18 protein-coding genes and 1 pseudogene are annotated in these 18443 nt (G+C 68.5%); 7 read left to right on the top strand and 12 right to left on the bottom strand.

Annotated elements, in window-relative coordinates; all coding sequences use genetic code 11:
* Nucleotides 1-12: 12 nt before the first annotated feature.
* The 4 genes from EDD27_RS15585 (at nucleotide 13) to EDD27_RS15600 (ending at nucleotide 5485) form a co-directional block, all read left to right on the top strand.
* Entirely contained in the window at nucleotides 13-1542 is a 1530-nt protein-coding gene (locus EDD27_RS15585) for a helix-turn-helix domain-containing protein (protein ID WP_127933084.1), read from the top strand.
* Nucleotides 1543-1648: 106 nt separating this feature from the next.
* Nucleotides 1649-2707: a tyrosine-type recombinase/integrase gene (locus EDD27_RS57730; protein ID WP_127933085.1), complete on the top strand. Its 1059-nt coding sequence runs from the start codon at nucleotides 1649-1651 to the stop codon at nucleotides 2705-2707.
* Nucleotides 2708-3074: 367 nt separating this feature from the next.
* On the top strand, nucleotides 3075-4187 hold the full coding sequence (locus EDD27_RS15595; protein ID WP_127933086.1) for a MerR family transcriptional regulator: 1113 nt from the start codon (nucleotides 3075-3077) through the stop codon (nucleotides 4185-4187).
* Nucleotides 4184-5485, top strand: coding sequence for an MFS transporter (locus EDD27_RS15600; protein ID WP_206641424.1), 1302 nt, complete (start codon nucleotides 4184-4186; stop codon nucleotides 5483-5485). The genes EDD27_RS15595 and EDD27_RS15600 overlap by 4 nt, the downstream gene beginning before the upstream one ends.
* 110 nt (nucleotides 5486-5595) lie before the next feature.
* On the opposite strand, the gene EDD27_RS15605 is transcribed toward EDD27_RS15600, so the two are convergent.
* The 4 genes from EDD27_RS15605 to recD2 form a co-directional block, all read right to left on the bottom strand.
* Nucleotides 5596-6099, bottom strand: coding sequence for a GNAT family N-acetyltransferase (locus tag EDD27_RS15605; protein WP_206641425.1), 504 nt, complete (start codon nucleotides 6097-6099; stop codon nucleotides 5596-5598).
* A 17-nt stretch (nucleotides 6100-6116) separates the two neighbouring features.
* Nucleotides 6117-6329, bottom strand: coding sequence for a hypothetical protein (locus EDD27_RS15610; RefSeq protein WP_206641426.1), 213 nt, complete (start codon nucleotides 6327-6329; stop codon nucleotides 6117-6119).
* Nucleotides 6330-6397: 68 nt separating this feature from the next.
* Entirely contained in the window at nucleotides 6398-7597 is a 1200-nt protein-coding gene (locus EDD27_RS15615) for a L,D-transpeptidase (protein WP_127933087.1), read from the bottom strand.
* A 124-nt stretch (nucleotides 7598-7721) separates the two neighbouring features.
* A complete protein-coding gene (gene recD2, locus EDD27_RS15620; RefSeq protein WP_127933088.1) occupies nucleotides 7722-9899 on the bottom strand; it encodes an SF1B family DNA helicase RecD2 in 2178 nt (725 codons plus the stop codon).
* 367 nt (nucleotides 9900-10266) lie between these two features.
* Here recD2 and EDD27_RS15630 point away from each other — a divergent pair, with 367 nt between their 5' ends.
* Nucleotides 10267-10599: a PadR family transcriptional regulator gene (locus EDD27_RS15630; protein ID WP_241564059.1), complete on the top strand. Its 333-nt coding sequence runs from the start codon at nucleotides 10267-10269 to the stop codon at nucleotides 10597-10599.
* Entirely contained in the window at nucleotides 10596-11516 is a 921-nt protein-coding gene (locus EDD27_RS15635) for a hypothetical protein (protein WP_127933090.1), read from the top strand. Before EDD27_RS15630 ends, EDD27_RS15635 begins: the two co-directional genes overlap by 4 nt.
* A gap of 516 nt (nucleotides 11517-12032) precedes the next feature.
* Here the strand turns inward: EDD27_RS15635 and EDD27_RS15640 are convergent.
* The 7 genes and pseudogenes from EDD27_RS15640 to EDD27_RS15665 form a co-directional block, all read right to left on the bottom strand.
* On the bottom strand, nucleotides 12033-12746 hold the full coding sequence (locus EDD27_RS15640) for a GNAT family N-acetyltransferase (protein WP_206641427.1): 714 nt from the start codon (nucleotides 12744-12746) through the stop codon (nucleotides 12033-12035).
* Nucleotides 12747-12816: 70 nt separating this feature from the next.
* Nucleotides 12817-14044: pseudogene (locus tag EDD27_RS15645) on the bottom strand (IS30 family transposase).
* A gap of 74 nt (nucleotides 14045-14118) precedes the next feature.
* Nucleotides 14119-14376, bottom strand: a complete 258-nt coding sequence (locus EDD27_RS15650; protein WP_127933091.1) for a holin — start codon at nucleotides 14374-14376, stop codon at nucleotides 14119-14121.
* Nucleotides 14377-14641: 265 nt separating this feature from the next.
* On the bottom strand, nucleotides 14642-15211 hold the full coding sequence (locus EDD27_RS56505; protein WP_241564060.1) for a hypothetical protein: 570 nt from the start codon (nucleotides 15209-15211) through the stop codon (nucleotides 14642-14644).
* Nucleotides 15204-15482: a hypothetical protein gene (locus tag EDD27_RS15660; protein ID WP_127933093.1), complete on the bottom strand. Its 279-nt coding sequence runs from the start codon at nucleotides 15480-15482 to the stop codon at nucleotides 15204-15206. The genes EDD27_RS56505 and EDD27_RS15660 overlap by 8 nt, the downstream gene beginning before the upstream one ends.
* A 34-nt stretch (nucleotides 15483-15516) precedes the next feature.
* Nucleotides 15517-15684, bottom strand: a complete 168-nt coding sequence (locus EDD27_RS54205) for a hypothetical protein (RefSeq protein WP_164903622.1) — start codon at nucleotides 15682-15684, stop codon at nucleotides 15517-15519.
* Nucleotides 15685-16273: 589 nt separating this feature from the next.
* A complete protein-coding gene (locus EDD27_RS15665) occupies nucleotides 16274-17020 on the bottom strand; it encodes a hypothetical protein (protein WP_127933094.1) in 747 nt (248 codons plus the stop codon).
* Between the two features lie 588 nt (nucleotides 17021-17608).
* Here EDD27_RS15665 and EDD27_RS15670 point away from each other — a divergent pair.
* Complete coding sequence (locus tag EDD27_RS15670; RefSeq protein WP_127933095.1) at nucleotides 17609-18130, top strand: RICIN domain-containing protein; 522 nt, start codon at nucleotides 17609-17611, stop codon at nucleotides 18128-18130.
* Between the two features lie 105 nt (nucleotides 18131-18235).
* Here EDD27_RS15670 and EDD27_RS15675 read toward each other — a convergent pair whose 3' ends face one another.
* The gene (locus tag EDD27_RS15675) at nucleotides 18236-18424 is read right to left on the bottom strand and encodes a hypothetical protein (RefSeq protein WP_164903623.1); all 189 of its coding nucleotides are present in this window, start codon (nucleotides 18422-18424) and stop codon (nucleotides 18236-18238) included.
* Nucleotides 18425-18443: the final 19 nt, after the last annotated feature.

The following is an 18443-nucleotide window of genomic DNA, read 5'->3' on the forward strand; positions in this document are numbered from 1 at the left end:
TATGGTCCTGTTGTGGCAGATGATTATCTTGTGCGGATCGGCCGGCTCATCCGGGACGCGCGGCAGCATCGCGGGTGGACGCAGCTGCAGCTGGCGGATGCGCTGGCGACGTCCCAGAGCGCGGTGAACCGGATCGAGCGCGGCAACCAGAACATCAGTCTTGAGATGATCGCCCGGATCGGTGAGGCACTCGACAGCGAGATCGTCTCCCTCGGGTACGCGGGGCCGATGCATCTGCGGGTCGTGGGCGGCCGCCGGTTGTCGGGCAGCATCGACGTGAAGACGTCGAAGAACGCGTGCGTGGCGTTGCTGTGCGCGTCGCTGCTGAACTCCGGGCGGACGATCCTGCGCAAGGTGGCGCGGATCGAAGAGGTGTACCGGATCCTGGAGGTCCTGGCGTCGGTCGGGGTGCGGGCGCGGTGGATCAACGAGGGCAGCGATCTGGAGATCATTCCTCCGGCGCGGCTGGAGCTGGAGGCGATGGACACCGAGGCGGCGCGGCGGACCCGGAGCGTGATCATGTTCCTGGGGCCGTTGATGCACCGCACGGAGCGGTTCCAGATCCCGTACGCGGGGGGTTGCGACCTCGGGACGCGCACGGTGCAGCCGCACATGTCGGCGCTCAGGCATTTCGGGCTCGACATCACGGCGACCGGGGGCTTCTACCACGCGCGGGTGGACCGGGGGGTGTCGCCGTCGCGGCCCATCGTGCTGACCGAGCGGGGCGACACGGTGACGGAGAACGCGCTGCTGGCGGCGGCGCGGCACGACGGCGTGACGGTGATCCGCAACGCGTCGTCGAACTACATGGTGCAGGACTTGTGCTTCTTCCTGGAGCAGCTCGGGGTGCAGGTGGAGGGCATCGGCACGACGACGCTGACGGTGCACGGGCAGCCGGTGATCGAGCGTGACGTCGACTACTCCCCCTCCGAGGACCCGGTGGAGGCGATGAGCCTGCTGGCGGCCGCGGTGGTGACGTCGTCGGAGCTGACGGTGTGCCGGGTGCCGGTGGAGTTCCTGGAGATCGAGCTGGCGGTCCTGGAGGAGATGGGGCTCGATCACGATCGCGGGCAGGAGTACGCGGCGGCGAACGGCCGGACGCGGCTGGTGGACCTGACGGTCCGGCCGTCGAAGCTGGTCTCCCCCATCGACAAGATCCATCCGATGCCGTTCCCGGGGCTGAACATCGACAATGTACCGTTCTTCGCGGCGATCGCGGCGTCGGCGCAGGGGTCGACGCTGATTCACGACTGGGTGTACGACAACCGGGCGATCTATCTGACGGAGCTGACGCGGCTGGGGGCGTCGGTGAAGTTGCTGGATCCGCATCGGGTGCTGGTGGAGGGGCCGACGCGGTGGCGCAGCGCGGAGATGATGTGCCCGCCGGCGTTGCGGCCGGCGGTGGTGGTGCTGCTGGCGATGATGGCGGGTGAGGGCACGTCGGTGCTGCGGAACGTGTACGTGATCAACCGCGGGTATGAGGATCTGGCCGAGCGGCTGAACGCGCTGGGGGCGCGGATCGAGACGTTCCGCGACATCTGAGGTGACGGATTCGCCGGCCGGTGGTTTGCCGGCCGGCGTTTTTGTCGGTGAGGGCCGTTACCGTGCGTGGTGGTGATGGTGCCGAGATGGAGAGGGGTGGCCGGGCGTGCGGCCTGCGGAGCTCGAGCGGGTGACGGTGGCCGAGGCGGCGGATCGTTATGTGGAGCTGGTGCGGGCCAGGACGGTGACGGGTGGGTTGTCGCCGTCGACGGCGGAGGTCTATGCGCGGGACGTGGCGACGCTGGTGGAGCTGGCCGGTGCCGAGGTGGTGCTGGACGATCTGACGGGCCAGGACGTGGATGCGGTGTTGCTGGCGTTCGCGCGCAAGCCGGACGGGCGGTCGGCGGGCCGGTCCGGGCGGGCACCCGGTGCGGGGCCGGGTGCGGGCCGGGCGGTGGAGGGGGCGGTCGGGCAGTCGGCGTCGTCGCAGGCGCGGTTCCGGCGGTCGATCTCGGCGTTGTTCAAGCACGCGGTGCTGGCCGGGTGGGTGCAGATCAACCCGATGACGGCCTCGACGGTGACGGCTCAGGAGCGGGGCGGGTTGCGGCCGCATCGGCGGGCGTTGACGCGGGAGCAGGCTCAGGGGCTGATCGGGGCGGCGCAGACGGTGGAGCCGCCCGCTCCCGGTAAGCGGCGTGATCAGCGGACGGAGTTGCGTGACGGGCTGATCGTGTTGTTGCTGGCGACCGTCGGGCCGCGGGTGTCGGAGTTGGTGCGGGCGAATGTGGAGGATTTCTTCACCAACGACGGGGTGCGCTATTGGCGGATTTTCGGCAAGGGCGGGCGCACGCGCGATGTGCCGTTGCCGGACGACGTGGCGCGGGTGCTGCAGGCGTATCTGGAGCGAGGGCGGCCGGCGGTGCAGGACAAGGCGTTGTTGTTGTCGTGGCGGGGCCGGCGGCTGGCGCGGGGTGACGTGCAGGCGGTGATCGATCGGGTGCAGGCGCGGGTGGATCCCGATCAGCGGCGGTCGGTGACGCCGCATGGGTTGCGGCACACGACGGCGACGCATTTGCTGGCCGATGCGGTGGACATGGACGCGGTGCGGCGGGTGCTGGGGCACAGTGATCTGTCGACGCTGGGGCGTTATCGTGATGAGCTGCCGGGTGAGCTGGAGGTGGCGATGCGGTCGCATCCGCTGCTGCGGGGCACGCCGCCCGCCTGACCGGCAGGTCGTATGCGTGGGTGGCGGTGTCGGGGCCATCACCCGCGCCGGACCGGCCGGGCCGCCCGTCCGCCCGGCTCCTGTTCAAGACCGCTGGGCGGGCCGCCTGTGTCTCCTCGGCTGTCGAACCTGAGAAGCCTCATGACCACGGCGACCGTCGCCGTGATGAGGGCTGACCGTCCGCGCACGGTCCCTGGGAAGGCGTGCGGGGTAGCCTTCCCAGCCGGGCAGCCGGGCAGCCGGGCAGCCGGGCAGGCGGGCAGGCGGGCAGGCGGGCAGGGTCCACCCGCCGTGGTGTTGACCTTCCCCTTGGGTGAAGCAGCAGCATTGTCGGCACCGGCCGCGGTGGCCGGGACGAGGAGGAGTGGTGCGGCTGCTGACGATCGGGGCGTTCGCCCAGGCGGCGCGGCTGTCGCCGAAGGCGTTGCGGCTGTATGACCAGCTCGGGTTGCTGCGGCCGGCCGCGGTGGACGGCGAGTCCGGATATCGGTTCTACGATCCGGCGCAACTGGAGCGGGCCCGGTTGATCGCCTGGCTGCGGCGGCTGGGTATGCCGCTGGCGCGTATCCGGCGGGTGTGCGACCTGCCGGCGCCGGCGGCGGCCGAAGAGGTCGCCGGCTACTGGGAGCAGGTGCTGGCCGAAACCGCCGCACGCGGGCAGTTGGCCACCTTCCTCGTCGACTATCTGTCGGGGAGAGGAAGCACCGTGGAGGAGACGGCGACCATACTCGGGATCCGTTACGCCGCCCGGTCGGAGTCGGGACTGGTGCGCACGAGCAACGAGGACACCGCCTACGCCGGTCCCCGGTTGCTGGCGGTGGCCGACGGGGTCCGCGGTTCAGCGGGGGACCTGGCGAGCGCGGCGGCCATCGACGCGCTCAAACCGCTGGAGACCCTGGCCGTACCGGCTGAGGACCTGCTCGGTGTCCTCGCCGACGCGGTGGGTGAAGCCGAGCGGGCCATCGGGGAGATCGCCGCGTCCACGGCGTCGGGTGAGGCGGTCACCACGCTGACCGCGTTGTTGTGGGCGGGTTCCCGGCTGGCGCTGGTGCACATCGGTGACACGCGGGCGTACGTGGTGCGTGACGGCGAGCTGTTCCAGATCACCCATGACCACACCTACGTGCAGGGGCTGGTCGACGAGGGCCGGCTGACCGCGGAGGAAGCGGCCTCGCATCCGCAACGCTCGCTGCTGGCACAAGCGCTGACCGGCACAGGCGGCGCCCGGCCGCAGCTGTCGCTGCATGGGGCCGTGGCCGGTGACCGGTACCTGCTGTGTTCCGACGGGCTGTCGGCCGTCGTGCCGGACGGATCGCTGCGTGAGGTGCTGACCGGGCCGGGTGCTCCCCAGCAGGTGCTCGACGAGCTGGTCGCGCGGGCGTACGCGGCCGGCGCCCCCGACAACATCGCGTGCGTCGTCGCCGATGTGGTGAGCCTGGAGAGGGCGGCCGCGGCCGATGCCGGCGGTAGCGGACAGTGATCAGGTCAGCAGCACGATCGCTCGGCGCCTACACGATGGATCGCCGCCCGCTGGCCGTCGCCGCCTACCGGCGGCTGTGGGTGGCGTCGGCGGTGTGCGCGGTGGGCGGTTCCTTCAGCGTGGTCGCCGTACCGGCGCAGCTCTTCACCGTGACCGGTTCCTCGGCGGCCGTGGGCGGCGCGGGGGCGGTGTCGTTCGTGGCGTTGGTCGTGGCGGCGCTGTGGATCGGTGCCCTCGCCGACGTCATGGACCGGCGAAGAGTGTTGCTGGCGGCTCACAGCGGTCTGGCGTTGACGTACGCGGGCTTGTGGATCCACACCGTGCTGGGCGGGCGCTCTGTTGCCGTCTTGATGATGTTGGTGGCCTGTCAGGGGCTGACCTTTGGGGCGATCATGACGACGATGGGCGCCGTGGTGCCCCGCCTGGTACCGGTCGAGCTTCTCCCGGCGGCCAACAGTCTCATGTCTCTGACCCGCTACGCCGGGTCCATCCTCGGTCCGGTGCTGGCCGGTGTCGTGATACCGGCTGTCGGGCTGGGGACGCTGTACCTGTGCGACGCCGTCGCACTGCTGGCCGTCGTGTGGGCCGTCGTCAGGCTGCCACCGCTGCCGCCCCTGCCGCACCCGGCCGGGCCATCGCACGATCCGGACGCGCAGTGGCGCACGCGTCGTCCCACGATCGGCCAGGTAGTGGCCAGTTTCCGGTACGTGGCGGCCAGCCGGTTGCTGGTGGCGGTGCTCGCGGTGGATCTCGCGGCGATGGTCTTCGGCATGCCGATAGCCCTGTTTCCGGAGCTTGCCCAGCACACCTACGGGGGCTCTGCGGGAGGTGGCCTGGAGCTGGGGTTGCTCTACGCCGCCTATCCGGCCGGGGTTGTCACGGCCGGCCTGTTGTCGGGGACGTTCACCCGCGTTCGTCGCCACGGTGCGCTCATGGCGGCGGCCGCCGCAGCGTGGGGCGTCACCGTCGTGGTCCTCGGGCTGGCCGCACAGCTGTGGGTCGCGCTGGCAACGCTCGTCATCGGCGGTGCTGTCAACTTCGTGCTGAGCACCTTCCGCAATGCCATCACCCAAGCGCACACCCACGACGCCATGCGCGGCCGGATCCAGGGATCGCTCACCGTCGTCCTGTTCGGTGGTCCCCACATCGCGAATCTGCTGCACGGGGCCGCCGCGTCGATCCTCGATCCCCGCATGGTGATCTGCGCCGGCGGGCTGCTCACCACCGTGACCGTGGCGGCCATCGCGTGGGCCGTGCCAGAGCTGCGGAACTACACCCCTCGGCACCATGATCTCTGACCACTGGGCTCCACGTGGCGGTCAGCCCCTCCCCTGCAGGTGCCAACCCCCCGGTGGCCGGAGCGCGGACGACGCCGGCCGCCGGCAGGAGGGGTGGTGTCGGGTCGGTGTCACTGCGGAAGGCGGCGTTGCAGGAGCATGCCGGGCCACTCCCCCACGGTGAAGGGCTGGACGCGGGTGAAGCCGCAGCTTTCGTAGTAGGCGACGAGGCGGCCGTCGTCGCCGGCGTAGCAGTCGACGCGCAGCAGCGGCAGGCCCAGGGCGCGGGCGTGCTGCGCGGCCCAGTCCAGGAGGGTGCGCCCGACCCGGCGGCCGGCGTGGCGGCGGTCGGTGACCAGGGCCTGGACGTAGAGCTCGGGTTCGGTGGCGGGGGTGACGTAGTCGTGGGCGGGGCCGACGACGACGCAGCCGGCGGGGGTGCCGCCGATGTCGGCGATGCGCATGCCGCCGCTTTCCGCCCAGTGGGTGATCTGCTGGGTGCGGCGGGGGTCGCCGGTGAAGGGCCGGCTGCCCCACTGGCCGGTGCGTCCTTGGGCGGTCAGCCAGGCGACGGCGCTGTCGAACATGGCCAGCACGGCGGGGATGTCGCCGGTAGTCCCTTCGCGGATGTCCACGCGATCACTGTAGGGGGTCACGTGCGCGGGGTCTCCGGCACCTGCGCGTGGAAGGCGGCGATCCGGGCCCACATGAGCCGTGGATTGGCGTACAGGGGGAAGTGCCCGCACTGCGGGATCTCGGCGAGCTGGACGCCGGCTGAGGCCGGTCGCGGCAGGTAGGACAGGGAGGCGTTCTGCTCGCCGTACATGAACATCCGCGGGAACGGCAGGGTCAGGAACGTGGTCAATGCGGCGTTCCTTGGCGGCGCGGGGCGACGACCATCTGCGGTGGCCGCGGCGCTCCGGGTGCGGCGGGTTAGGCCTTGCCGTTGAGGGCGCTGCCCTTCTTCCACTCCTTGAACGACATCTGCCAATAGCCCCAACCGTTGTTCCATTCCAGGTCGCGGTCGGTGCCGACGATGGTGACGACGTCGCCGCGCTGGACGTTGTCGTAGAACCATTTGGCCTGGTCGGGGCGGGCGTTGATGCAGCCGTGGGAGACGTTGCGCACGCCTTGGGCCCAGACGTTGTTCTTGGCGTGGACGTACTCGCCGGAGTTGGAGATGCGGACGGCGTGGTTGATCATCACGTCGTAGTAGCCGGGGTCGCCCTTCTTGCGGCCGGGGGAGATCATGCGGACGGGGTTGCCGCGTTCCATGGTGAGGTGGACGCCGGAGGTGGTGGTGTATTCGCGGGTGGTGGCCATGCCGGCGCTGATGCGCATCGACATCACCCGCTTGCCGTCCTTGTAGACGTACATGCGCTTGGTACGGGTGTCGACCTTGCTGATCTGCTTGGCGCCGATCGTGAGGGTGGCGGTGTAGTCCTTGGTGCCGTACAGGCCTTTGCCGCCCTTGATGCCGGTGATGTTGGCGTTGAACTTCACCTTCTGGTGGGCGGGCCAGTATTCGGCGGTGCGGTAGATGACCTTGGAGTCGTCGACCCAGCGCCAGGCGCCTTCGACGGGCTTTTCCGCGTCGACTTCGAGGGCGCGTTCGATGGTGGCCTTGTTGGCGACGGGCTGGTTGAAGGTGACGATGATGGGGGCGCCGACGCCGACGGTCTCGCCCTTGGCGTTGGGGGTCACGTCGATGACCTGCAGGGCGCGCTCGGGTTTGGCCGTGGTGAAGGCGCTGGTGGCGGTGGTGGCGCCGGCCTTGGCGGTGACGGTGTAGCTGGTGGAGGGCTTGAGTGGCGTCTTGGACACCCATCGGGTCTTGTCGGCGTTGAAGCGGCCCTCGATCTGCTCCTCGCCGGCGGCGACGGTGACGTCCTCGAGGGCGCCTCCGGCGGCGGCGACGGTGATCTTCTTCTCAGGGCTGACCTTGGCGCTGCCCTCGGCGGGGGTGATCGTGACAGTGGGGGCCTGGGGGGTGGCCGTGGTGGCGGTGGTGTCGGGTACGCCGGGATCGGCGGCGGTGGTGGTTCCGCCGTTCGAGCAGGAGGCGGTCAGGGCGGCCGCGGCCAGCAGCGCGACGGAGGCGGCCGGTTTCCTCCATATGGGCGTAACGTTCAAGACTGTCCTCTCCCCCAGGGGTGCCAAAGGCACCCCAAAAACCTTAATGCTCCTGCATGTAAGACGACGAATGATTTGGGAGAGTTCGGTCACATTTAGATCACTTGTTGTGGTAAGGCGCAGGTCAACGCGGCGTCAGGCGGTGGGTGAGGCCGGTGTGCCGCCGTCCGGCGCCCTTGGTGCGGATCGCCTGCGCCAGCGCCCGGCGTGAGCCGACGATCACCACGAGCTTCTTGGCGCGGGTGATGGCGGTGTAGAGGAGGTTGCGCTGCAGCATCATCCAGGCGCTGGTGGCCAGCGGGATGACGACGGCGGGGTATTCGCTGCCCTGGGAGCGGTGGATGGACACGGCGTAGGCGTGGGCGAGCTCGTCCAGCTCGTCGAAGGCGTACTCGACCGCTTCGTCCTCATCGGTCAGGACGGTGAGCTTGTGCTCGTCGGGCCGGATGTCGGTGACGATGCCGACGGTGCCGTTGAACACCCCGGCCGCGCCCTTGTCGTAGTTGTTGCGCAGCTGGGTGACCTTGTCGCCGACGCGGAAGACGCGGCCGCCGTAGCGGCGTTCGGGCATGCCCTCGCGGGCCGGGGTGAGGGCTTCCTGCAGGGCGGCGTTGAGCGCGCCGGCGCCGGCGGCGCCGCGGTGCATGGGGGCCAGGACCTGTACGTCACGGCGGGGGTCGAGGCGGAAGCGGCCGGGGATGCGGCGGGCCACGACGTCGACGGTCAGGGCGGCGATGTCCTCCGGCTCCTCGCAGGGGAACAGGAAGAAGTCCTTCATGCCCTCCAGGACGGGGTGGTGGCCGGTGTTGACGCGGTGGGCGTTGACGACGACGCCGGACTGCTGGGCCTGACGGAAGACCTGGGTGAGCCGGACGCGGGGGACGTCGGCGGCGGCCAGCAGGTCCTTGAGCACCTCGCCCGCGCCGACCGACGGCAGCTGGTCGACGTCGCCGACGAACAGCAGGTGCGCGCCCGGGGCGACGGCTTTGACGAGCTTGTTGGCCAGCAGCAGGTCCAGCATGGAGGCCTCGTCGACGACGACCAGGTCGGCGTCCAGGGGGTTGTCGCGGTCGAAGGTGGCCTCGCCGCCGGGCCGCAGCTGCAGCAGGCGGTGGACGGTGGTGGCCTCGTGGCCGGTCAGCTCGGCCAGGCGTTTGGCGGCGCGGCCGGTGGGGGCGGCCAGGATGACGCGGGCGCGTTTGGCGCGGGCCAGCAGCACGATGGAGCGTACGGTGAAGCTCTTGCCGCAGCCGGGGCCGCCGGTCAGCACGGCGAGTTTCTCGGTCAGGGCCAGGCGGACGGCCTGGCGCTGCTCGGGGGCGAGCTCGGCGCCGGTCTGGGCGTGCAGCCAGGCCTCGGCCCGCTCCCAGTCGACGTCGGCGAAGGCCTTGAGCCGGTCGTGGCCGCTGCGCAGCAGAGTGAGCAGGCCGGAGGCCAGGGACTGCTCGGCGCGGTGGAAGGGCGGCAGGTAGACGGCGGGCAGCACGGTGTCGCCGGCCGGGACGGGCTCGCGGATGACGCCTTCATCGGCGACGAGCTCCTCCAGGCAGGCGGCGACGAGATCGGCGGGCACCTCGAGGATCTTGACGGCGTCGGCGATGAGGTTGGGGACCGGCAGGAAGCAGTGGCCGTCGTCGGCGGCCTGGGACAGGGTGTAGCGCAGGCCGGCCTTGACTCGTTCGGGGCTGTCGTGCGGGATGCCGACGGCCTGGGCGATGGTGTCGGCGGTTTTGAAACCGATCCCCCACACGTCGTCGGCCAGCTGGTACGGCTGGGTCTTGACGACGGAGACGGACTGCTCGCCGTACTGCTTGAAGATGCGCACCGCGATCGAGGTGGACACGCCGACGCCCTGCAGGAAGATCATCACCTCTTTGATGATCTTCTGTTCGTCCCAGGCGGCGGCGATCATCTTGGTGCGTTTGGGGCCCAGGCCCGGGACCTCGGTCAGGCGTTCCGGCTGCTGCTCGATGATCTCCAGGGTGTCGGTGCCGAAGTGGTCGACGATCCGCTCGGCCATCTTCGGGCCGATCCCCTTGATCAGGCCGGAGCCGAGGTAGCGGCGGATGCCTTGGATGGTGGCCGGCAGGACGGTGGTGTAGGACCACACCTCGAACTGGCGGCCGTAGCGGGGATGGGAGGTCCAGCGGCCGTGCAGCCGCAGCGACTCCCCCACCTGAGCGCCCAGCAGGGGGCCGACGACGGTCAGCAGCTCGGAGCCGGAGCGTTCGGTCGCGACGCGGGCGATGGTGTAGCCGGTGTCCTCGTTGGCGTAGGTGATGCGTTCAAGTACTGCGCTCAAATTGGTAGCGACATCTTTGGAACCCGCGTCCGGGCTCCCCTCAGGCCTCCCCACACCGACGAGACTAGGGCAGATCTTCAGCGCCGCGACACCTACCGCCCGGCCGCTGAGACAGCGGTCTATCATTCCTCACCCGTGGTCAAACCAGATGTCCAGCCGGGCGAGGTCTGGTACGTCGTCACCCGAGGCGGCGCAGCGGTCGGGAGGCTGCCCGGCTACTACCAGCTACGCGAGTTGACAGACCTCCTGGAAACGCTCGGCCTCCACCTCGCTGATCTTCGTGAGGCCGGGGCTGACACTCAAACAGGTAGCGCCTAGATTCTCCATCCAGGTGGAACTGTAACCAGCCCCTAGTTAGAGTTAGAGCATGGGTAAGACGCCCCGCATGACCATCCCTACCCAACTCGTCCTCCGAGCCCTGCTCGAAGACCCCACACGCGAGATGTACGGGCTGGAAATCTGCCAGGCCGCCGGCCTCGCCCCTGGCACCATCCATCCCATCCTGGCTCGGTTCGAGGGCATTGGCTGGCTGGAGTCCCGTTTCGAGGACGTGGACCCGCATAAGGCAGGCAGGCCGCGCCGCCGTTACTACTGGCTCACGTCTGAGGGCGCCGAGCAGGCGCGGAACGCTCTGGCGCAGACCCGCACCAAGGCATTCGGGCTGGGAGTGGGTCCTCGGCCAGTGGAGGGAACGGCGTGACCCCCACCGAGGACGGCTCGGCATCCGCCGCGGAACCCCAGCAAGAGGCCAGGTGTTCCAGGATCGAAGCGCTCGATCGCCTGCACAGCGTTGCTCTCGACCTCGATCGCCTGATCACAGGAACCCTGGCCGGTGATCCTTACCTGAACCAAGGCGACTTCTATTTCCGCTATCAGACACTCGGCCGTGAGCTTGACTGCGTCATAAGCAACGAGTTCGTTCGTGACCGCGCCTTCACCGGCATCCGCTACGACGCTAAGGCCCTCCGCCGAGCATTGAAGCATGCCTACAGGGATCAGCGCGGTGTTGGTTCTTACAATCCGGATCGTGAAAGAGCGATTGATTTTTATCGCCATAGTTGCTTGGTGAGGGCCTCGCTGGCGATTCGAAGAATGATCAAGGACGTGGAAGGGCTTAGAACGCTCCGCGAAACTGCTACATCGCAGATCGCTGGATCGTCACGGGCAAAGGTGCCACGCTGCCCCAAGTGGCTCATCGGCATCGCCATTTATCTTCTACCGGCAGCGCATCGGGAACGGTACGAAGAGGAATTGCTCGCAGAGCTTCATGAGCAGGCGGACTCCACGCCTACCATAGTAATGGTGGTGTACGCCCTTCATCAGCTAGGCCGCATATGGGAACTTCGTGCTGCCTTGCAGGCGCCCGAACGGCCCATGTACCACCGACTGCACCGGATGTTGTGCTGGATTCTCGCGTCGGACTGGCGCACCTGGGGGCTGCTCGGCCCGCTGATGGCCTTCGCCATCGTCAATGTGTTCATTCAGGAGGGGTGGGGGTCGGCCTTCTTCACGATCCCCGCGGTCGTGGCCTTCTATGCGGGCGTCGAGTGGCTCCGGGCACGCTGGGGGGTGGAGGTCAAACGACGGAGACGTGATCGCACCACCTCGGCCGAGTGAGCAATTCGCCCAGCCGTTGAGCATAAGAAAACACCCCGCCATCCTGAGGCGCATTCGAGAGGTCGTCGCAACACAGGTGACCATCTGCTGGCGGCAGCCAGCATAGCGAGATGGTCATCGCTGGCCATCCTTCCGCGGGCGACAGGTGAGCCCCGGAAGCATGCCCGCCATGACTGTCGCTCGTTCTCCCGGCCGGGTACTACCGCGGGGCGAGGCGCGGCCTTCCTCCACCCATGGCGTCGGGCTCGGGCATTCCGTCCAGGTGGCGGCGCATCCAGTGCGCGAGGAGGTCCGAACTGGCTCCGAGCAGCGCGGCGATGGCCGCCCGCCCCTGGTATCGGGCGGAGGCCTTTTCGTTTGCCTGCTCATGCGATGCGGGCCGCGACGATGCGGTCCTTTTGGGGATCAGCGGGTGATGTGTCCGGTCTGCTAGGCCGCTCAGGGGCGACGCGGTGATCTCGAGGCAGCCGGGAGGTCGGCAGCTCTTCATGTCCGCGACAAGATGAGCGGATGGCGTCAGAGGCCGAACATCGGACGACACGCTGTTATCCCGTCAACCCTTACGGGGTGCCGGTTCTGCTGAGTCCACTTCTGCCTGGTGAGCCGTAGACGATCGGACACAAGGGCCTCGTCACCGCGGGCGTCCACCGAGACGCCGTCGTGCTCGTAGCCGAGCTTGCGGGACACGCCTTGAGAGGCATGGTTGTCCTGGAACACCTCGGTACGCGCAACACGTGCGTCGAGGTGATCGAAGGCCAGGGTGAGCAGGCCGACCCGAGCCTCGGTTCCGTAGCCTTTGCCTTGGTGTTCGATGCCCAGCCACGAGGACGTTGCGACCTCCCGAACGACGAGGAAATCGCGTGCTCGAAGGGTGACCACGCCAAGCGGTTGGCCGTGGTGGAAGACCCCGAGTCCGAGCTGCCACGCTGCCACGCTCCATCCTGCGAGCTGGCTCCAATGTCCTTGGAGCACAGACCGTGCGCGATTCTCGGGACCGCCGTCGGTCCACGGAGTCAAAAACGGGCGCTCCTCTGCCCGGTGCACGCCTTTGCCTGCCAGATGTGCGAGTGCCGCCAGTTCTTCCCCCCGCGGCAGGCGGAGTTCAAGTCGCGGGGTGAAGATGGTCAGGCCGTATTGGGGCCACAGGTCAGAAAGCACAGGCCGGATCATGACGACTAAGTCCACGCCACGCAACTGAATTACTGCCGAGATCAGGATTGTCATCGGCATGTCAGCGCCTCGCCAGTGGGTGCGCCCTTGCCCCCTTGAGCCGCAGTGCTGCGAACCACGGCCCGCCAGGTTAGACGCAGGTTGCGAGGAGCTCTGCGAGACGCTCCGCCGGGCTGTCCCAGCCGAGCGTCTTGCGAGGGTCGGGAGTTCAGCTCGACGGCGACGGCGTCGAGCTGAGCGCGGGTGTGGACGGACAGGTCGGTGCCCTTGGGGAAGTACTGGCGCAGCAGGCCGTTGGCGTTCTCGTTGGAGCCGCGCTGCCAGGGGCCGGCCGGATCGCAGAAGTAGACCGGCATGCCGGCGGCGACGGAGAACTCGTGGTGACGGCCCATCTCGCTGCCCTGATCCCAAGTCAGAGAGCGCCGAAGCTGGGCCGGAAGCGTTGCGATGGTGTCCAGCAGGGCATCACGCATGCTTACCGCGCTGTGGTCGTGCGGCAGATGGACCAGCATGACGTAGCGCGTCGTCCGCTCGACCAGGGTTCCGATGGCGGACAGCTGATTCTTGCCGATGATGAGGTCGCCTTCCCAGTGGCCGGGAATGACGCGGTCGTGAGCCTCGGCGGGACGCTCGCTGAGCATGACCATGGGCGCGGCGTATCGGGGCTGCCGTTGCTGGGCGACGCGGCGCGGCTTGCGCATCCCGCGGCCGGTGCGCAGTGCCTTGGTCAGCTCGCGGCGCAGCTCGCCGCGGCCTTGGACATAGAGTGCCTGGTAGATCGTCTCGTGGCACACGCGCATCTCCGGCCGATCAGGGAAGCTCCTGCGCAGGCTCTGGGAGATCTGCTCAGGACTCCAGCGCTTGTGCAGGTGGTCCTGGATGTATGCCCGTAACTCCGGGTTCTGCCCAATCTTGCTGGGCTTGGGGCGGGGCCGGCGCGTGTCGGCGCGGGCCTGGGCCGCGTGCGGCCGGTACTGCCCGTTGGTGGGGTGCCGGTTGCGGCGGATCTCCCGGCTGATGGTGGAGGGCGCACGGCCGAGCTCGCGCGCGATCTCACGGATCGAGACCTTCTCCCGCAGCCGGTCCGCGACATGGATCCGCTCGTCCTCTCGCAGGTAGCGGGACGCATCAGAAGGGGGCAGCGTCGGTCGTCTGACCGGCGGTGCCCCCTTCTTTTTTGATTTGTTCGGCGCCGAGCCGTTGCGCCACCGCTTCCCGGTGCGCCGGTTGATCCCGACGATTCGACACGCCTCCTGGCTACTGAACCCTTGATCCATAAGGCGGAAGTATGCCTCCCGCTCTCGGGTCAGCTTCTTCCGTCCCTGAGGGGTCCGAACCTTGCGGATCTCGAACTCCATCGCACTCCCCAAGCTGGGGTGTTGCGACGACCGCTAGAACGGAAGTGGAGTATGGCGGGGCAAAGATGCAGGTACTATCGCTGATCCAGCGGCAGGTCCGGCCGGGCGGTGTGCTTGGCCTTGTACCCGGACACGTACGTGATCAGGCCAGGCAGCAGCGGGACCGCGAGCGACTCCAGCCAGTCCGGCAGAAACGCGATGAGGTCGAGGTCGGCGTTGATCGCCTGGAGAACGGTCAGGACCGCGAGCAGGCCGAGGTAGGAGCCCGCGGCGGACGCGGTGATCTTCCGCTCGACCTTGGGCTTGCCGTAGCTGATGGGCTCTCCGTGCATGGTTCCCTCCAACAAGGGTGCGGACATGCGAAAGCCCACCCAGGCCGGGCAGACGCCGTGGTGTCGGTTCGGTTGGTCTCGTCCTCAAGCGCGGGTGCGCGATCCGGGGACCTGCCACAGCTGCGCCCTACTCACTCCGCATCCGTTGAGCAACGCGGGCCGGGCAGGGCGATCGTAGTGGTGCTTGTAACTCCGCAGGTCGCTTCGGAGATCTCTCAATCGGCACCTCTGCGGTCTTCTTCTTCACCTACGTCCGTGCTGAGCACTATGCGCGCATGGCGATTGTCAGATGTATGGCTTCTGCTGATGCTCGGCATGCTCGCCAGCGGTGGGCCGGGCAATACGGTGTTTGGGAGCGCCAGAAGAGACGGTTCTTCGGGGGGACGAGGCTGTTGTGGGCAGGCTTGGCCTTGGAGGCCTTGGAGGCCTTGGAGGCCTTGGAGGCCTTGGAGGCCTTGGAGGCCCTGGAGGCCCTGGAGGCCCTGGAGGCCCTGGAGGCCCTGGAGGCCCTGGAGGCCCTGGAGGCCCTGGAGGCCCTGAGCCTAGCGATCGTGTTCGTTCGTGGCGGATAACCGAGCGCCACCAGGACTCCGACGATCGCGATGATCTGCCGGGTGCGCTCGGTGAGCTGCGTCGTGGTCACGGCCGTCTTCTCGACTTCGGCCAACCGGGTCTGGAGCGTCTCGACGGTCTTGGCCAGCTCGGCATGCCGGTCGTCGACCTGGTCGAGCCGCTGCAAGATGAGCGCGGTGCTGCTGTTGGTGCGCTCGAACCCGAGCTCGACCGCGCCGCGCAGTTCGGCCAGCGCCAGGGCCAGGTTCGGAGTCTCATACACCGGCCAGCGCCGGCCACGGCTTGCGACCCATGAAGGTGTTCGGCGGCTTGACGTCGAAGCCGGACGTGACGAGCCCCGCACGGCCGGCTCGGTAGTAGTCCACGCTCTTGCGGCGGGCCGCCACCCGGGCCGGGTCCAGCCTGGTCAGCGTCTCGACCGGCTCCAGCGGATCCTCCGGAACGGTCATGGCCGGCCCCACGAAATCGACCGTGCCCTGGCGGACCTCACGGGCCTCCGGCACCATCCGGACTCGGCGTCCCAGATGGTCCACGTTTCCGCCATGATCGGCGGGCCCCCTCTCGTGATCAATGGCGGTGCGACCACCAGTAGACCGCCTTTCCGGACCAGACGCCGCCGCCCTGAGACCAGGCGGTGGAGAAGGCGGATTGGTTCGACAGGTCCTCGCACCAGTAGAAATTCGGGTTGGCCGCGCCGTCGCGAATCGTGCAGACAGGCCCCATGTTGGAGGCCATGGTTGGCCCGTAGGTGACCGTCCCACCTCCGTAGTCCGGCGGGGCGGGGTCACAGCAGACCCGGCGTGCACCGTGTCATACGGATCGGCCGTGTTGGTGTCCCACACCCGGCCGCGTAGGTACCATCGCCCGCTGCTGTTGCAGTGGATGTAGGACTGCGAGCTGGAGAAGCCGTCGTCGTAGCCGAACCGGCCGTAGGATTCGGCGAGGTCGAGACCGCCGCCCTTGCGGGTGGACGATGACGGCTGCCGGATGCCGAGCCGTACGAGGCCGGCGGCGACCTGGAGTTCGGCACGCGCGCTGCCGGGCTGGTTGGTGCCGCTGGTGATGAAGGTCGTCGTTTCGCCGGGATACAACCCGTCGAGGGCGTAGAAGCGGCTGTAGTTCGCGTTCCCGTGCTGGTCCAGGTACGCGGCAGGCTGCACGAGCAGTCCGGGCGGCGCGGCCGGCACGCGGCCATCGGTGTCGGGTGCTGGCACTCCGCCGCCGCCTCCCGAGCTGATGCCGCCGTCCAGGATGCCCAAGCTGCGGCGAGCCAGACGGATGTCCCTCTCCCGGAACCTGTCATTCAGGACCAGATTGCCGCCGATCACGCCGTCGCCGTCGCCGTCGCACGACAGGGTGATCGGCCGTAGCCGAAGGCCCTGCACGACGCCCTGATCGCCGGGGCGAGCACCGTGTCCCCCGGCCGGTAGTCCTTCAGGGGAAGCCAGCGGGCCGCGTACGGCCGGATCTGCCGGGTGTGCTGCACCTGCTCCCCCGACGCCCGGTCCAGCGCGTACTGCGCCAGCAGCCTCGCGGTCCCCTCGTCGGACACCCCGGACTGCGACTGGTACGTCTCCCAGCGGCCCCACGGAGCGACCGCGCTGGGGTTGGTCACCTCGACCTGCAGGCCGTTCTCCCCGACGATCAGGATCGCGCTGGAGGCGTCCTCCAGGGTCGCATCATCGGGAGCGTCGTCGACGTCCCGGCCCATCCTCAGGTCCACCGGAGCGGGCCCCGTCGCGAAGTCCCGGCCCAGCGTGGTGCCTTCGTTGAAGGCCCGCAGCACCCGGCCCTGCATCGTCCAGTCCAGCACCCCCTGCTCGGCCAAGTTGATCAGCAGGGTGAGCAGGTCCGCGCCCGGGTCCAGCCCGATCGTCAGCAGCTTGTTCCACGGCTGCCCGGCGCTGTCGTGCGTGGGGGTGAAGTCGACCGCCAGGCCGGGCAGTGTCCCCGGTCCTGTCCCTCGTCGGCCACCGTCCGCAGGATCGTGCCCGGCGTTGCCGCGCTGAACGGCCGCTTCCCCTCGACCAGGGCGCCGTTCGGATACAGCACCAGCTTGCGCAGCTGCCACGACCAGCCCGGCGCGTCGAACGACAGCGGCCCCGCATGATCGGTCGCGTCGGAGGCGCGCTTGATCCGCAGGAACCGGCCGCCCTGCGGCTCCGTCCACGCACCGCCCGCCGACCACTCGACCGCGATCTCGCACGGCTGGGCGAGCCACTGCGCGCCGGCCGCGTGCGTCGAACAGGTCGCCGCAGCGACGGCACGTCGTTGAGCGGCATCCCTGCCTCGAACCCGAGATGCTGCCCCAGCACTCCAAGCCGGGGCCCGTTCGGGGCGTAGGCGACGAGCCGCAGCCCGTACCGCATCACTCACCCGGAATGATCACTTGCACGACAACTCCCCTCTCCGCTGCTGTAGTGCGATGGAAGACAGGGCCGAGGGGTCCTTCGCGTGCCAGGAAGGGGCGCACAGTAATTGCGCCCGTGGGCCAGTCAGGGTCTAACTGAGCAATTCGAGGAACGCACACCACGGCGGACGACACTGTCGGCGGCTCTTTGAACCCCGTAAGTAAGCAGGGGCCTACTCATGCGCTCTGGCGTGCGGGCGCTCAACCTGACGAGTGTCCGCAGACCTTCACGAACGCTGGGAGATCCCGATGCGCCGTACCATCGGCCTGACAGCCACCCTCGCCCTGGGCTTGACCGTCTTGTCCACGCCGGCCCAGGCCACCGCCGGCAGCGAGGTCATCCTGATCAACCGGCTGACCGGCAAGTGCGTTACCGTCGCCGGCGGTACCAGCACCGAGAACAATGTCGTACTCGTTCAGTACGAGTGTGACAACCACCCCTCACGCCGCTGGAAACTAGAGATGCCTTACGGCACCACCCAGTACTGGCTCAGGAACGTCAAGACCGGCAAATGCGCCACCGTCGCGGGCGGCGAACTCAATTGGAACAACCTCGAACTCGTCCAGTACAACTGCGACTACAACATGTCACGCACCTGGGCGTTCTGGCATGACGCCGCTTCCGGCGCCTACCAGATCCGCAACCAGAAGACGCTCAAGTGCATGACGCTGGCCGGCGGTACCAGCACTGAGAACAACGTCGGTCTCGTCCAGTACGACTGCGACAGCCATCGATCACGACAGTGGTATATGCACGTCGTGACCGGTTAGCGGCGTCCCGCCTCTATCCAGGCTGTCCTCATCAGGAGGGGCCATCGCGGTCTCTCGGGGCCCCGAGAGACCGCGATGGCGCCGTGTTGCGTTGTACCAGTCCAGTCAAAGCGCGTCACTCGCTCCCCGGTATCCATTCCGTTCCTTCGCCCGGTGCTGAAGCTGATCCACAGCAGCGGCCAGGACCGCGTTCTCGTACGTCAGCTCATCGATGCGCCTGCGCAGGACTGCCACCGCGGCGTTCGGATCCACGTGCAGGTCCACGTGCGGCGCCGGGTCGACGACCGGGTACACGGCGTTCCGGGGCACCTTC

It is taken from the genome of Nonomuraea polychroma (genome assembly GCF_004011505.1).
Taxonomy (GTDB): Bacteria; Actinomycetota; Actinomycetes; order Streptosporangiales; family Streptosporangiaceae; genus Nonomuraea; species Nonomuraea polychroma.